At 66.4% G+C, this 14,920-nt stretch carries 13 protein-coding genes; 3 read left to right on the top strand and 10 right to left on the bottom strand.

The window, feature by feature from the left end; translation table 11 throughout:
- Positions 1 to 138: 138 nt before the first annotated feature.
- Positions 139 to 726, bottom strand: a complete 588-nt coding sequence (gene pgsA, locus JMF86_RS05340) for a CDP-diacylglycerol--glycerol-3-phosphate 3-phosphatidyltransferase (RefSeq protein WP_201316781.1) — start codon at positions 724 to 726, stop codon at positions 139 to 141.
- An 89-nt stretch (positions 727 to 815) separates the two neighbouring features.
- Positions 816 to 2,861, bottom strand: coding sequence for an excinuclease ABC subunit UvrC (gene uvrC / locus JMF86_RS05335; protein WP_011544950.1), 2,046 nt, complete (start codon positions 2,859 to 2,861; stop codon positions 816 to 818).
- Positions 2,862 to 2,937: 76 nt separating this feature from the next.
- On the opposite strand from uvrC, the gene earP reads away from it, so the two are divergent.
- The 3 genes from earP to JMF86_RS05320 all read left to right on the top strand — a co-directional run bounded on the left by earP (position 2,938) and on the right by JMF86_RS05320 (position 6,480).
- Positions 2,938 to 4,131, top strand: coding sequence for an elongation factor P maturation arginine rhamnosyltransferase EarP (gene earP, locus JMF86_RS05330; RefSeq protein WP_011694228.1), 1,194 nt, complete (start codon positions 2,938 to 2,940; stop codon positions 4,129 to 4,131).
- Positions 4,132 to 4,269: 138 nt separating this feature from the next.
- On the top strand, positions 4,270 to 4,827 hold the full coding sequence (gene efp, locus JMF86_RS05325) for an elongation factor P (RefSeq protein ID WP_006476487.1): 558 nt from the start codon (positions 4,270 to 4,272) through the stop codon (positions 4,825 to 4,827).
- Between the two features lie 267 nt (positions 4,828 to 5,094).
- Positions 5,095 to 6,480, top strand: coding sequence for a sigma-54 dependent transcriptional regulator (locus JMF86_RS05320; RefSeq protein ID WP_011694227.1), 1,386 nt, complete (start codon positions 5,095 to 5,097; stop codon positions 6,478 to 6,480).
- 177 nt (positions 6,481 to 6,657) lie between these two features.
- Here the strand turns inward: JMF86_RS05320 and nagZ are convergent, their stop codons facing one another.
- The 8 genes from nagZ to lepA all read right to left on the bottom strand — a co-directional run bounded on the left by nagZ (position 6,658) and on the right by lepA (position 14,874).
- Complete coding sequence (gene nagZ / locus JMF86_RS05315; RefSeq protein WP_011544947.1) at positions 6,658 to 7,686, bottom strand: beta-N-acetylhexosaminidase; 1,029 nt, start codon at positions 7,684 to 7,686, stop codon at positions 6,658 to 6,660.
- Positions 7,687 to 7,702: 16 nt separating this feature from the next.
- On the bottom strand, positions 7,703 to 8,149 hold the full coding sequence (gene acpS, locus JMF86_RS05310; protein ID WP_011544946.1) for a holo-ACP synthase: 447 nt from the start codon (positions 8,147 to 8,149) through the stop codon (positions 7,703 to 7,705).
- Positions 8,150 to 8,230: 81 nt separating this feature from the next.
- Complete coding sequence (gene pdxJ / locus JMF86_RS05305; RefSeq protein WP_011544945.1) at positions 8,231 to 9,007, bottom strand: pyridoxine 5'-phosphate synthase; 777 nt, start codon at positions 9,005 to 9,007, stop codon at positions 8,231 to 8,233.
- Positions 9,004 to 9,840 carry a DNA repair protein RecO gene (gene recO / locus JMF86_RS05300; protein WP_006476492.1) on the bottom strand — a complete coding sequence of 279 codons (837 nt, stop codon included), beginning with the start codon at positions 9,838 to 9,840 and terminating at the stop codon, positions 9,004 to 9,006. Before recO ends, pdxJ begins: the two co-directional genes overlap by 4 nt.
- Positions 9,827 to 10,726, bottom strand: coding sequence for a GTPase Era (gene era / locus JMF86_RS05295; protein ID WP_006476493.1), 900 nt, complete (start codon positions 10,724 to 10,726; stop codon positions 9,827 to 9,829). The genes recO and era overlap by 14 nt, the downstream gene beginning before the upstream one ends.
- Positions 10,727 to 10,786: 60 nt before the next feature.
- Positions 10,787 to 12,016 (bottom strand): ribonuclease III, encoded by a 1,230-nt coding sequence (gene rnc / locus JMF86_RS05290; protein WP_011544944.1) that lies wholly within the window; start codon positions 12,014 to 12,016, stop codon positions 10,787 to 10,789.
- 154 nt (positions 12,017 to 12,170) lie between these two features.
- Complete coding sequence (lepB, locus tag JMF86_RS05285; protein ID WP_011544943.1) at positions 12,171 to 13,064, bottom strand: signal peptidase I; 894 nt, start codon at positions 13,062 to 13,064, stop codon at positions 12,171 to 12,173.
- A 16-nt stretch (positions 13,065 to 13,080) separates the two neighbouring features.
- Entirely contained in the window at positions 13,081 to 14,874 is a 1,794-nt protein-coding gene (lepA, locus tag JMF86_RS05280) for a translation elongation factor 4 (RefSeq protein WP_011544942.1), read from the bottom strand.
- Positions 14,875 to 14,920 lie beyond the last annotated feature (46 nt).

Raw genomic sequence — 14,920 nt, 5'->3', positions numbered from 1 at the left:
GTATTGCTACGCTACTGCTTCCCCGTCACACACTTACTTCGTCGTGCAGCGGAGAAGCGAGATTATGTCGAAGGCACATTCGTGTGTCAAGGGCTTTTCCAGCCCTTTTTACAAAAACCGCCGCCGCACCGGCGCGGCTCACGCACCGCCGCGCTCGCGAATCTGCGGCCAGGCGAGCTTCATGTAGTACAGCATCGACCAGATCGTCAGCACCGCGGCCAGATACATCAGCCACTTGCCCCACACGCGCGTATCGATCGTCACGACGCCGAGCGGCAGCGGCCCGTAAAACAGCAGCATCGGAATCGCGACCATCTGGCACGCGGTCTTGAACTTGCCGAGCTGGTTCACCGCGACGCTCTTCGACGCGCCGATCTGCGCCATCCACTCGCGCAGCGCCGAAATCGCGATCTCGCGACCGACGATCACCAGCGCGATCGCCGCGTCGACCCGCGAAATCTGCACGAGGATCAGCAGCGCGGCCGTCACCATCAGCTTGTCCGCCACCGGGTCGAGAAAGGCACCGAACGACGACGTCTGATTCCACTTGCGCGCGAGGAAGCCGTCGAACCAGTCGGTCAGCGCGGCGAGGATGAAGATCGCCGCCGCCGCGAGATTGCGGTGCGCGCCGCCCATCACCGTGTCCGGCAGATAGAACACGCCGACGACGAGCGGAATCAGCACGATCCGTACCCACGTCAGGAAAATCGGGAAATTGAACGGCATGGCATGCGGGACAGTAAAGGATTCGCAATTGTGCCGTGTCGACCGGCCTGCCACAAGAACGCTGGCAACGAGCCGGCCGCACGGCCGCGTCAGTGAAGCTGCTTGTAGATCTGCTCGGCGAGCGCGTGCGAAATGCCCTCGACGCTCGCCAGTTCCTCGACACTCGCAGCCACCACGCCGCGCAACCCGCCGAAGCGCGCGAGCAGCCGCTGCCGACGCTTCGCACCGACGCCTTCGAGCTCCTCGAGCCGCGACGTCTGGCGAGCCTTCGCCCGCTTCGCCCGCATGCCGGTGATCGCGAAACGGTGCGCCTCGTCGCGAATCTGCGCGACGAGCATCAGCGCGGCGCTCTCCTTGCCGAGTTCGAGCGGCGCGCGGCCGTCCGCGAACACCAGTGTCTCGAGGCCGACCTTGCGCCCCTCGCCTTTCGCGACGCCGACCAGCATCGACGTGTCGAGGCCGAGCTCGGTGAACACCTGCCGCGCGATCTCGACCTGACCCTTGCCGCCGTCGATCAGCACGATGTTCGGCAGCAGGCTCGACGCCTCGGCCTGGCGGGTCGACTCGCCGTCGATGCCGGCCGCTTCGTCGACGGCCGCCGCCTGCGCGGCCTGCTCGACCATCTTCTCGTAGCGGCGCGTGAGCACCTGCCGCATCGCCGCGTAATCGTCGCCCGGCGTGATGCCCGTGATGTTGTAGCGGCGGTATTCGCTCGACTGCATCTTGTGATGGTGATAAACGACACACGATGCCTGCGTCGCCTCGCCCATCGTATGGCTGATGTCGAAGCACTCGATCCGCAGCGTCGCGAGATCGTCGCTGTCGTAGCTGAGCGTGTCCGCCAGCGCGCGCGTGCGCGCCTGCTGCGAGCCCTGCTCGGACAGCAGCCGCGCGAGCGCGAGCCGTGCGTTCTGCTCGGCCATCGACAGCCACGCGCGCCGCTGTCCCTGCGGCTGCCGCACCAGCGACACCTTGTGACCGGCCTGCTCGGACAGCAGCTCCAGCAGGTCGCGACTCGCGGGCGCATGGCTGACGACGAGCACCGGCGGCACGCGGTTGCCGAGATAGTGCTGCGCGATGAATGCGTCGAGCACCTCGGCCTCGACCGACGCTGCCGCCGCGCCGCGCGCGCTGCCCGCCTCTTCCGCAGGCTGATCGGGCACCGTGTCGACCGGCGCGTCGGCCGTCGCATCGACCGCCTCCGCCGGCTCGACCTCTTCCCCGAGACCGCCTTCGGCGAGCGTCAGCGCACTTTCGACGTGCGTCGGGAAATACGCCTTGTCGCCGAGGTGCCGGCCGCCGCGCACCATCGCGAGGTTCACGCACACGCGTCCGCCCTGCGCGACGACGGCCAGGATGTCGACGTCGCTGTCGCTGCCGACCTCGATCGCCTGCTGGTGCAGCACCGTCGCAAGCGAGCTCATCTGGTTGCGCACGGCCGCCGCCTGCTCGAATTTCAGCTCGGCCGCGAACGCGTGCATCTTCTGCTCGAGCTCCTTCATCACTTCGGACTGCCGGCCGAGCAGGAAGCGCGCGGCGTTCGACACGTCGACCGCGTAATCCTCTTCGGAGATCGCGCCCACGCACGGCGCCGTGCAACGCCCGATCTGATGCAGCAGGCACGGCCGCGTGCGGTTGTTGAAGACCGAATCCTCGCAGGTGCGCAACTGGAACACGCGCTGCAGGATCTGGATGCTCTCGCGCACGGCCCACGCGCTCGGGAACGGCCCGAAGTACTGGTTCTGCTTGTCGACCGAGCCGCGGTAGTAGGCCATCCGCGGAAAGCGGTGCGCGGTGAGCTTCAGGTACGGATACGACTTGTCGTCGCGAAACAGGATGTTGTAGCGCGGCGCGAGCGCCTTGATCAGGTTGTTCTCGAGCAGCAGCGCCTCGGCTTCCGAGCGCGTGACGGTCGTTTCGATGCGCGCGATGCGCGTGACCATCATCGCGATGCGCGGCGACAGTTGCGTCTTCGTGAAATAACTCGACACGCGCTTTTTCAGGTCGCGCGCCTTGCCGACGTAGAGGACGGCGCCCGTCGTGTCGTAATAGCGATAGACGCCCGGCATGTGCGGCAACTGCGCAAGGATCTTCTTCGGTTCGAACGGAGTAGCGGAGGCTTCTGGGGATGTCATGCGTGATCCGGGCGCCTTGTAACGCGGAACGGGTCTATTAGAATCGCCAGTTTAGAGCATTCACCGGCCCGCTTCGATGCCACGCACCACCGCTGCCCCCCTCTCCGCCGTGCCGCTCGCGCCGGGCGAACCGATCGCCTGCGACCTCTTCTGCACGGTGATCGACAATTTCGGCGACATCGGCGTGTGCTGGCGCGTCGCGCGCCAGCTCGCACACGAGCACGGCTGGCAGGTTCGCCTGTTCGTCGATGACCTGCACACGTTCGCGCGCCTGCTGCCGCAGGTCGATCCCGACGCGGGGCGGCAGACGGTCGACGCGATCGTGATCGAGCACTGGCATGCGGAAGTCGGCGACGCGCTGGACATCGCCGATGTCGTGATCGAGGCGTTCGCGTGCGAGTTGCCCGGCCCGTATCTCGCGGCGATGGCGCGGCGCGCGCGCCGCCCCGTGTGGATCAACCTCGAATACCTGAGCGCCGAGGACTGGGTCGCCGATTTCCATTTGCGGCCGTCGCCGCATCCACGCTATCCGCTACTGAAGACGTTCTTCTTCCCGGGCCTGTCGGCCGGCACCGGCGGCGTGCCGAAGGAGCGCGACCTCGACGCGCGCCGCGCGGCCTTCGACGCCGATCCGGCAGCCCGCGCCGCGTGGTGGCAGCGCGCGACCGGCGCCGCGGCGCCGGCGCCCGGCACGACGGTCGTCAGCCTGTTCGCCTACGAAAACCCGGCCGTCGACGCGCTGCTCGCGCAGTGGCGCGACGGCCCGTCGCCGGTCGTCGCGCTCGTGCCGACCGGGCGCCTGTCGCCCGCCGTCGCGCGCTTTTTCGGGGTCGAATCGTTCGCGGCGGGCGTACGGGCGCGCAGCGGCAACCTGACCGCCCATGGCCTCGCGTTCGTTCCGCAGGCCGACTACGATCCGCTGCTGTGGGTCGCCAATCTCAATTTCGTGCGCGGCGAGGATTCGTTCGTCCGCGCGCAGTGGGCGCGCAAGCCGTTCGTGTGGCACATCTATCCGCAGGCCGACGACGTGCACCTGCCCAAGCTCGATGCCGCGCTCGCGCACCTGTCGGCCGGCCTCGCCGATGCGCCGCGCGCCGCGCTCGAGCGGTTCTGGCATGCATGGAACAGCGCCGGCACGCCCGACTGGGCCGATTTCTGGCAACACCGCGCCGCGCTTGACGCGAATGCGCTCCGCTGGGCCGACGCGCTCGCGGCCGTCGGCGATCTCGCCGGAAAGCTGGCGGAATACGCAAAATCTCAGTTAAAATAAGCGGTTATCCGACGGCTGACCACGCAAGCGCTCGCGTTTGGGCTCCTGGCGCCCACCGGAACGCACCGCCGCTTGCGCCGTCAGCCGTTGCGCAACGCTCAGGCACCTATTTATTTGATTTGATCAGGACAGTTTTTTATGAAAACCGCACAGGAACTCCGCGTAGGCAACGTCGTGCAGATCGGCAGCGAAGCATGGGTCATCGCAAAAGCGGAATACAACAAGTCGGGCCGTAACTCGGCCGTCGTCAAGATGAAGATGAAGAACCTGCTGTCCAACGCAGGTCAGGAATCGGTTTACAAGGCTGACGACAAGTTCGAGGTCGTCGTGCTCGACCGCAAGGAAGTGACGTACTCGTACTTCGCCGACCCGATGTACGTGTTCATGGACGCCGACTACAACCAGTACGAAGTCGAAGCCGAAATGATGGGCGAAGCGCTGAACTACCTCGAAGACGGCATGGCTTGCGAAGTCGTGTTCTACAACGAGAAGGCGATCTCGGTCGAACTGCCGACGGTCCTCGTTCGCGAAATCACCTACACGGAACCGGCCGTCAAGGGCGACACGTCGTCGGGCAAGGTGCTGAAGAACGCGAAGCTGGCGACCGGCTTCGAGCTGCAAGTGCCGCTGTTCTGCAACACCGGCGACAAGATCGAAATCGATACGCGCACGAACGAATACCGCAGCCGCGCGTAATCGTCAGCGATTTCCGCATCGAACAAAGCGCCCTTCGGGGCGCTTTTTGTTTGTCTGGCGCCAACAGCTGCCACAAACCGGAGCCATGCGAAGCACAAAAGCCACCGGTAAAGATATTCAATTTGTATCATCGGTAACTGTTTTATAGCGCCGGAGAAATAATGCGCGTGACGCGTTCGGCGGGGCATAAAATCAGTCTTTAATCCGACATGCGGCTGCGGCCCGCTGGCCGACAGCCCGCCTCTCTTGACTCGACTCGCGTCCACCATGCCACACGCCCTGATTGTCGAAGACGATCCCAACAGCCTGTCAGGCCTCACCGCGCTGCTCGCCGCAGACGGCTTCTCGGTCGACACGGCCACGTCGCTCGCCGAAGCGCGCACGGCGCTCGGCCGCTCGATTCCCGACGTCGTGCTCGTCGACCTGAACCTGCCGGACGGCAGCGGGTTCGATCTGCTCCAGCACCTGCCGCAGCAACAGCCGAACGGCTCGCTGCCCGTGATCGTGCTGACGGGCAACGCGACGGTCGAGAGCGCCATCGAGGGCCTGCGTCACGGCATCTGGGACTACCTGCTGAAGCCGATCAACATCCCGCGCCTGCGCAGCCTGCTCGCGCGGATTCCCCGCCCGTACGAACTGATCGACGAAGTGCAGTCGCTGCGTGCGTCGCTGCGCCATCTCGGCCGCTTCGGCGCGCTGGTCGGCCGCAGCGACGCGATGCAGCACGTGTACGACATGATCGAGCACAACGCCCGCACCGAAACGGCCGTGCTGTTCTCGGGCGAAGCGGGCACCGGCAAGAAGCTGGCGGCGCGCACGCTGCACGACCTGAGCCGGCGCCGCAAGGGCCCGTTCGTGTCGTTCGACTGCCGCATGCTCGTGCAGGCCGGCCGGCACGGCGCGTCGCTCGACAGCGTGCTGTTCGGCCATGAGCGCGGTGCGTTCGACGGCGCCGAGCGCCGCGAGACGGGCCTGTTCGAGCAAGCCGGCGGCGGCACGCTGTTCCTCGACGAAATCACCGCACTGCCGCTCGTGCTGCAGGAAGCGCTGCTGCATGCGCTCGATTCGCAGAACTTCATGCGGATCGGTGGCACGAGCTCGATCACCAGCGATTTCCGGCTGATCGCGGCCACCCGCCGCCCGGCGCGCGAAGCGGTGGCGAACGGCACGCTGCGCGAGGATCTGTGGCTGCGCCTCGACGCGGCGTCGATCACGATGCCGCCGCTGCGCGAGCGCGACGGCGATGCGCTCGCGATCGCGGACGCGCAGATCGACGAACTGAACCGGGATGCGCGCGCAACCGGCCGCAGCACGACCGACAAGCGCGCGGCCCCGGGCTTCGTGCGCGAATGCCTGTCGTACGAATGGCCGGGCAACGTGCGCGAACTGCAGGAGCGCGTGCGTTTCGCGTACGACGCATCGGGCGACTTCATCGAGACGCTGCGCGCGGGCGAAGCCAGCTTCTCCGCCGGCGCCGCGCTGAACGGCAGCAGCGTGCAGATCAAGGTGGGCACCCCGCTGTCCGACGTCGAGGATCTGCTGATCCGTGCGACGCTAGACGCGGTCGGCGGGACGCGCCACCGCGCGGCGACGCTGCTCGGCATCAGCCCGAAGACGCTGTACAACAAGCTGCAGCGAATGAAGGTGAACTGAGTGGGGCGGCCCCTGGATACGGGCGCTGGTCGGATCTGACCGTTAGTTGCGTGTAAATCCGTTCCAGCGACGACCCGAATCAGGCCATCGCGCTCGGTAATAAAAAAGCCGCGCTACTGCGCGGCTTTTTCGTTTGGAGCAACCGGAACGGCGCGACCCGCGCCATCCCCTACCCGCTTACGCCAGCGCGCTGCTCAGCAGCGCCTGCGCCTGCAGATACTCGGGCTGCGCGATCAGCTTGTCCCACTTGAGCGCCTTGCCGCGCGCGCGCATCCGCTTGAGGCGCCGCACCGACTCGGCCGAGGCCCGCGCCTTCAGCCCGTTCAGCACGACTTCGGCCGCGTCCGGCTGGTTGCAGACGAGCACCATGTCGCAACCGGCGGCGAGCGCGGCATCGGCGGCCTGCGTGAGCGTGCCGCCTTCGCGGGCGGCCTCCATCGACAGGTCGTCGCTGAAGATCGCGCCCGTGAAGCCGAGCTTGCCGCGCAGGATGTCCTGCAGCCACACGCGCGAGAACCCGGCCGGCCGCTTGTCGACCTGCGTGTAGATCACATGCGCCGGAATCACCGCGGCAAGCGACAGCCCGAGCCAGTCGTACGGCGCGACGTCCTGCTCGAGGATCGCATCGAGCGTGCGGTCGTCGGTCGGCAACGCGACGTGCGAATCGGCCTCCGCGAAGCCGTGTCCGGGGAAATGCTTGCCGCAGTTCGCCATACCGGCGAGCGACAACCCGTGATTCAGGCTCTTCGCGAGCAGCGTGACGACGCGCGGGTCGCGATGGAACGCCCGATCGCCGATCACCTTCGAGTGCCCGTAGTCGAGATCGAGTACGGGCGTGAAGCTCATGTCGATCCCGCACGCGCGCAATTCGGCGGCCAGGATGTAGCCGACGGCGGTCGCGACCTTCGTCGCGAGCAGCACGTCGCGATCCCACAGTTCGCCGAGGCGGCGCATCGCGGGCAGCACCGTGAAGCCGTCGGTGCGGAACCGCTGCACGCGCCCGCCTTCGTGATCGACGGCGATCAGGATGTCTTCGCGCACCGCGCGGATCGCATCGGTCAGCGCGGTCAGTTGCGCGCGATTCTGGAAGTGCCGCGCGAACAGGATCACGCCGCCGGTATTCGGATGCGCGAGGCGCCGCGCATCGTCGCGCGACAGGGTCGTGCCGACGACGTCGAGCATGACCGGGCCGGGAGTCGTTTTCATCAGATCGGGAATTCCGTCAGGAGGAGGTTCGGGAAACAGGTACAGGAGCAGGAGCGGCGTCCGTTTCAGCGTCCGTCTCGGCAACCACGAACGACACCGCGTAGTCGCGTTCGTCGCTGACCGTCACGCGCGCCGTGATGCCGCGCGCGGCCAGCCAGTCGGCCAGCTCGCCCGATGCGACCACGTACGGCTCGCCGCTCGGATGGTTGAGCGTCTGCAGCGCGCGCCACGTCATCGGCCAGTGCATGCCGAGCCCGATCGCCTTCGAGAACGCTTCCTTCGCGGAGAAGCGCGTCGCGAGAAACGCGATGCCGCGTGCCTCGGAGCGTGCGCGCCGCGCGTGGAACACGCGCAGTTCGTCGGGGCCGAGCACCTTCTCGGCAAACCGGCCGCCCGTGCGTTCGAGCACGGCCGCGACGCGGCTCACCTGCGCGATGTCGGTACCGATGCCGTAGATCGCCATGTCAGTCTCCGCCGGGGTAGCCCGGCAGCGTCGGGGCGAACGCGTCGCAAACGGCGTGCGGGGCGCGGCGGCCTCGCATCGTCAGCGCGCGCCGCCGTGCAGCGCGGCGACGCGTGCGGCGACCATGATCGCCTTCATCTCGCGCACCGCGTTGTCCCAGCCCGCGAAAATCGCGTGCGCGACGATCGCGTGGCCGATGTTCAGTTCGACGATACCGTCGATCGCGGCGATCTGCTGCACGTTCGTGTAGTGCAGCCCGTGGCCCGCGTTGACCTTCAGGCCAAGCCGCGCGCCAGCCTGCACGCCCGCGACGATACGCTCGTATTCGCGCTGCTGCTCGGCTTCGTCGTGCGCTTCGGCGTAGCGGCCCGTATGCAGCTCGATCACCGGTGCGCCCGCTTCGTGCGCGGCGCGGATCTGCGTGTCGTCCGGGTCGATGAACAGCGACACGCGCACGCCCACGTCGGCGAGCTGCTTGCACGCCGCGCGCACGGCCTCGAAGTGGCCGGCCACGTCGAGACCGCCTTCGGTCGTCAGTTCCTCGCGCTTCTCCGGCACGAGGCACGCGTCGTGCGGACGCACTTCGCACGCGATGTCGAGCATCTCGGCCGTGACCGCGCATTCGAGGTTCATGCGCGTCTTCAGCAGCGGGCGCAGTTCGCGCACGTCGGCGTCGACGATGTGACGACGATCCTCGCGCAGGTGCAGCGTGATCGCGTCCGCGCCCGCTTCTTCGGCGGCGAGCGCCGCGCGGATCGGATCGGGATAGCGCGTGCCGCGCGCATTGCGCAGCGTCGCGACGTGGTCGATGTTCACGCCGAGGTCGATGGCGGTGGGCGTTGTCAGGAAGAAGCTCATAGGTTTTGCAGGTCGATCAGGATCTGACGCGTGGCGAGCGGCGTGCCGCCGAGATAGGTGTTCAGCAGGAAGCGCATCAGCGTCTTGCTTTGCGCAACCGTCTGGGCTCGATGGTAATCGTCCTGTTCCATGTCGAGCAACGTCTGCCCGGTGATGACCGGCCAGTGCGACGGCACGTCGTCGTCCGCATTGCGCACGCCGCGCTCGGGATCGAACACGTAGCGGCGCTCGGGTTCGACCGCGCGGCGGGCAACCGTGCGGTTCAGCGCCATCGCATAGCCAGTCTCGCGCAGCAGCACGCGCTCGAACGAGCGCAGCACCTGCACCGCGGGCTCGCCGTGCGCGAGGCGCGTGAGGGTCAGCACGTAATGATTGAACAGCGGCGGCTGGGGATCCTCGCGCGCGCAGAACTTCACGAGCAGCTCGTTCGCATAGAAACCGCACAACAGCCCGTCGCCGCCGAGCGGCAGCATCCCGCCGACCCACTCGGCGCCCGTCAGCGTGCGCACCTCGGATTTGCCGGACCAGGACAGCAGCAGCGGCTGGAACGTCTGCAATACGCCGCGCAACGCGGAGTGCGGGCGCTTCGCGCCCTTCGCGACGAGTGCGAGCCGGCCGTGGTCGCGCGTCAGCACGTCGACGATCAGGCTCGTTTCCCGATACGGATAGCTGTGCAGCACGAACGCCGGCTGCTCGGCGACGCGGAAATCGGACGTGCGAGACGTCGCGCGCCGCGCCTTGCGCGGCGGTTCGGGCGGTGCCGGCAGCGGCGCGTCGTTCGCGCCGGCCGTCACCGCGTCTTCGGTCGACGTCAGCGCGTCATTCGTACCCATAGGCACGCAGCCCCGCCTCGTTGTCGGCCCAGCCGCTCTTCACCTTCACGAAGGTCTCGAGGTACACGGGGCCGTCGAACAGCTTTTCCATGTCCATCCGCGCCTCGGTGCTGATCTGCTTGAGCTTCTCGCCCTTCTTGCCGATCACCATCGCCTTGTGCGAATCGCGCTCGACGAGGATCGTCGCGAAGATGCGCTTCAGGCGGCCCTCTTCCTCGAACTTGTCGATCAGCACGGTGCTCGTGTACGGCAGCTCGTCGCCAGTCCAGCGAAACACCTTCTCGCGCAGGATTTCGGCCGCGAGAAAACGCGAGCTGCGGTCGGTCAGCTCGTCCTCGCCGTAGATCGGCTCGCCTTCCGGCAGGTACGGCTTGATCGTGTCCAGCAGGCGCTTGATGTCTTCCGGCTTCTGCGCCGACAGCGGCACGAGCTCGGTGAATTCGCGCAGCTCGCTCACCTTCTGCATGAACGGGAACAGCGTGGCCTTGTCGTTCACGCGGTCGATCTTGTTCGCGATCAGCAGCGTCGGCATGCCGGGCGGGATCAGGTCGAGCACCTTCTGGTCGTCGGGCCCGAAGCGGCCGGCCTCGATCACGAACAGGATCACGTCGACCGACGTCAGCGTCGACGTGACCGCGCGGTTCAGCGAACGGTTCAGCGCGGTGCTGTGACGGGTCTGGAAACCGGGCGTGTCGACGAACACGAATTGCGCGTCGTCGAACGTGTTGATGCCGGTGATGCGGTGGCGGGTCGTCTGCGCCTTGCGCGACGTGATGCTGATCTTCTGGCCGACGAGTGCGTTCATCAACGTCGACTTGCCGACGTTCGGGCGGCCCACGATCGCGATCATGCCGCAACGGAAACCGGTAGGAGCGGGAGTGTTCATATCGTTTGGGAGACAGGTTCGGAAACGGCCGCGCGGCGCGCGGCACGATCGCTGGGCAGTTCAGTGGTCGGCATCGGCCACGCGCGCCTGCGCGGCAGCAAGGCTCGCGCCGCCGGGCGGCGTGTCCGCGTCGGGCGCCGCGGCATCGCGTGCGCGCGCAGGCGTGCGCGCGGCGGCGTCGGCACTCGCGCCAGGCTTATCGGCCGACGACGATGCCGGATCGGCTGCATGGCCGGCCGGCTTGTCAGCTGCGCGCGGCGCGGCCTCGGCCGGCTTCTCCGCGGCCTTGTCGGGCCGCTCGGCCGGTTTGTCGGCAACCTTGTCGGCCGCCGGCTTCGCCGCCCGTTCGCCCTTGTCCGCGGCCGGCTCGACATGCGCCGCGCGAATCGCGGCCATCGGCGCGACGGCCGGTTCAGCGCCCGTCGCCGCAGCCGCGGCGGTGGCAGCCGGCACCGCGCCGGCCGCCCTCGCCTCGCGCGCCGCCGCACGTTCCTTCCGCTCGGGCGAGCGCAGGTCGAGCGCTTCCTGCACGCCCTTCACGCCCGGCACGATCTCGGGTTCGACATGCTTGGACCCGCGCGCGTTTTTCGAGCGCTTCGGCTTCGCGGCCAGCATCGGCGCGGCCGCCATCACTTCGTCGAGCGCCTTCTTCGCGGCAGCCTGCTCGGCCGCGCGCCGGCTCGCGCCGGAGCCCGATACCTTCACGTCCAGCTTCGGCACCGTGCACTCGACCTCGAACTGCTGATTGTGCGCCGCACCATGCGTCGCGACGACCGTATAGGTCGGCAGCGCGATCTTGTGCCCCTGCAGATATTCCTGCAGCAGCGTCTTCGCGTCCTTGCCGAGCGTACGCGGATCGATGTGGTCGAGAATCGGGATATAGAGGCGCTTGATGACCCCTTGGGCGGCTTCGAAGCCCCCATCGAGGAACACGGCCCCGATGATGGCTTCGAACGCGTCCGCGAGGATCGACGGGCGACGGAACCCGCCGCTGCGCAGTTCGCCCTCGCCCAGCCGCAGGCCGTCCGAGATATTCAGGGCCTGAGCAATTTCGTACAGCGACTGCTGCTTGACGAGATTGGCGCGTACGCGCGACAGGTCACCTTCGTCCAGCTTGCCGAAACGCTGGAACAAAAGGGCGGCCACCGCGCAATTCAGAACGGAATCGCCGAGAAACTCGAGCCGTTCATTGTGCGTGGCACTGTGACTGCGATGGGTCAAAGCCTGGCGCAACAATTCCGCATTGCGAAATTCGTAGCGCAGCCGGCTTTCCAACTGGGATGAGGGCATGTGCAGGAGTATAACGCGGGCGCCCGGTCGGGCCGAAACGGCACGGCCGGACACGAAAAGGCGTGACGAGGCGGTGTTACCGCTGGTTCTTAAAGTAGTTCGGCAATACGCGGCGCGGCCCGTGCGTCGCGTATTGCGTGTGAATCGAATGCGGTCAGTTGAAGGAGCCGATGCGCTTCAGGTCGCTGAAGTTCATCCAGATGAAGAACGCGCGGCCGACGATGTTCTGGTCGGGCACGAAACCCCAGTAGCGGCTGTCCGCGCTGTTGTCGCGGTTGTCGCCCATCATGAAGTAGTGACCGGGCGGCACCTTGCAGATCACGCCGCGGCTGTTGTACGTGCAGTTGTCGCGATACGGATAGTCGTATGCGCCCATCACGAACGGCGGCACGGCCGGGTTGTTGAGGATCGCGTTCTTCTTGTTGCCGATCGTTTCCTCGAACTGCTTCGCGTAATTCTGGCGCTCGTCATCGAAGAAATCGGGCAGCGGCGTTTCGGGCACCGGCTGGCCGTTGATCGTGAGCTGCTTGTCCTGGTACGCGACGGTATCGCCCGGCAGGCCGATCACGCGCTTGATGTAGTCGACCGACTCGTCCTTCGGATAGCGGAACACGACGACGTCACCGCGCGACAGCGGGCTGCCCTGCGTGATCTTCGTGTTGGTGACCGGCAGGCGCAACCCGTACTCGAACTTGTTGACGAGGATGAAGTCGCCGACGAGCAGCGTCGGCACCATCGAGCCCGACGGGATCTTGAACGGCTCGACGACGAACGAACGCACGACGAACACGGCCAGGATCACCGGGAAGAAGCTTGCCGTGTACTCGAGCCACCACGGCTGGCGCAGCTTTTCGTCACGCAGCTTCGAACGCGTCTGCACCGCGTTTTCGTCCGCGAAACGCTTGTCGATGCGCGACTGCTGGCGATCGAACTCCTCGATTGCCGAGTCGGCCGCCTTGCGACGCCGCGGCAGGAACACCAGTTTGTCCAACACCCACGCTACGCCCGTCACGACGACGAGCACAAAAAGAATCAGCGCAAAATTCATAAAAGGATCAGTCCTGTTATTTGTCTTCGACGCGCAAGATCGCGAGGAACGCCTCCTGCGGGATCTCGACCGAACCCACCTGCTTCATCCGTTTCTTACCTTCTTTCTGCTTCTCGAGCAGTTTCTTCTTCCGCGTGATGTCGCCGCCGTAGCACTTCGCGAGCACGTTCTTGCGCAGCGCCTTGATGTTCTCGCGCGCGACGATGTGCGCGCCGATCGCGGCCTGGATCGCCACGTCGTACATCTGGCGCGGAATGATCTCGCGCATCTTCGCGGCGACTTCGCGGCCGCGGTATTGCGATTGCGACCGGTGCACGATGATCGACAACGCGTCGACCTTGTCGCCGTTGATCAGCATGTCGACCTTCACGACGTCCGACGAACGATATTCCTTGAACTCGTAGTCCATCGACGCATAGCCGCGCGACACCGACTTCAGGCGATCGAAGAAGTCGAGCACGATTTCCGCCATCGGGATCTCGTACGTGAGCTGCACCTGGCGGCCGTGATACTGCATGTTGATCTGCGAGCCGCGCTTCTGCTCGCACAGCGTGATCACCGAGCCGACGTAATCCTGCGGCATGTAGAGATTCACGGTGACGATCGGCTCGCGGACTTCGGCAATGCGGCCGGGCTCCGGCATCTTCGCCGGGTTCTCGACCATGATCGTCGAGCCGTCGCTCTGCACGACCTCGTAGACGACCGTCGGCGCGGTCGTGATGAGATCCATATCGAATTCGCGCTCGAGCCGCTCCTGCACGATTTCCATGTGCAGCAGCCCGAGAAAGCCGCAGCGGAAACCGAAGCCGAGCGCCTGCGACACTTCCGGCTCGTACTGCAGCGATGCGTCGTTCAGCTTCAGCTTCTCGAGCGATTCGCGCAGCGCGTCGTACTGGTTGGCCTCGACCGGATACAGCCCCGCGAACACCTGCGGCTTCACTTCCTTGAAGCCCGGCAGCGGCTCGGCGGCGGCCTTGGCCGCGTGCGTGACGGTATCGCCGACCTTCGCGGCCGTCAGCTCCTTGATGCCGGCGATGATGAAGCCCACCTGCCCGGCCGACAGCGAGTCGAGATTGCGCGACTTCGGCGTGAACACGCCGACGTGCTCGACCGGATACTGCGCGCCGGTCGCCATCATCTTGATCTTGTCCTTCGGGCGCAGCGTGCCGTTGACGATGCGCACGAGCATCACGACGCCGACGTAGTTGTCGAACCACGAATCGATGATCAGCGCCTGCAGCGGCGCGGCCGGATCGCCCTTCGGCGGCGGCACCTTCGCGATCAGCGACTCGAGCACGTCTTCCACGCCGAGGCCCGTCTTCGCGCTGCAGCGCGTTGCGTCGGTCGCATCGATGCCGATCACGTCCTCGATCTCCTCGATCGCGTTCTCGGGGTTCGCGGCCGGCAGGTCGATCTTGTTCAGCACCGGCACGACCTCGACGCCGAGCTCGATCGCCGTGTAGCAGTTCGCGACCGTCTGCGCCTCGACGCCCTGGCTCGCGTCGACCACCAGCAGCGCGCCTTCGCACGCGGACAGCGAACGGCTGACCTCGTACGAGAAGTCGACGTGCCCCGGCGTGTCGATCAGGTTCAGGTTGTAGACCTTGCCGTCGCGTGCGCGATAGGACAACGCGGCAGTCTGCGCCTTGATCGTGATGCCGCGCTCGCGCTCGATGTCCATCGAGTCGAGCACCTGCGCTTCCATTTCACGGTCGGCGAGGCCGCCGCATACCTGGATGATGCGATCCGCGAGTGTCGACTTGCCATGGTCGATGTGCGCGATGATCGAGAAATTGCGAATATGATCCATTCAGTGCCGATCAAGCGAAAAAGGCGCGCTCGACGACTGCGGAGCA

It is taken from the genome of Burkholderia sp. E168m15 (genome assembly GCF_016586105.1).
Taxonomy (GTDB): domain Bacteria; phylum Pseudomonadota; class Gammaproteobacteria; order Burkholderiales; family Burkholderiaceae; genus Burkholderia; species Burkholderia orbicola.
The sequence above is the reverse complement of the archived record's forward strand: the minus strand, read 5'-3'. Positions and strand labels throughout refer to the sequence as shown.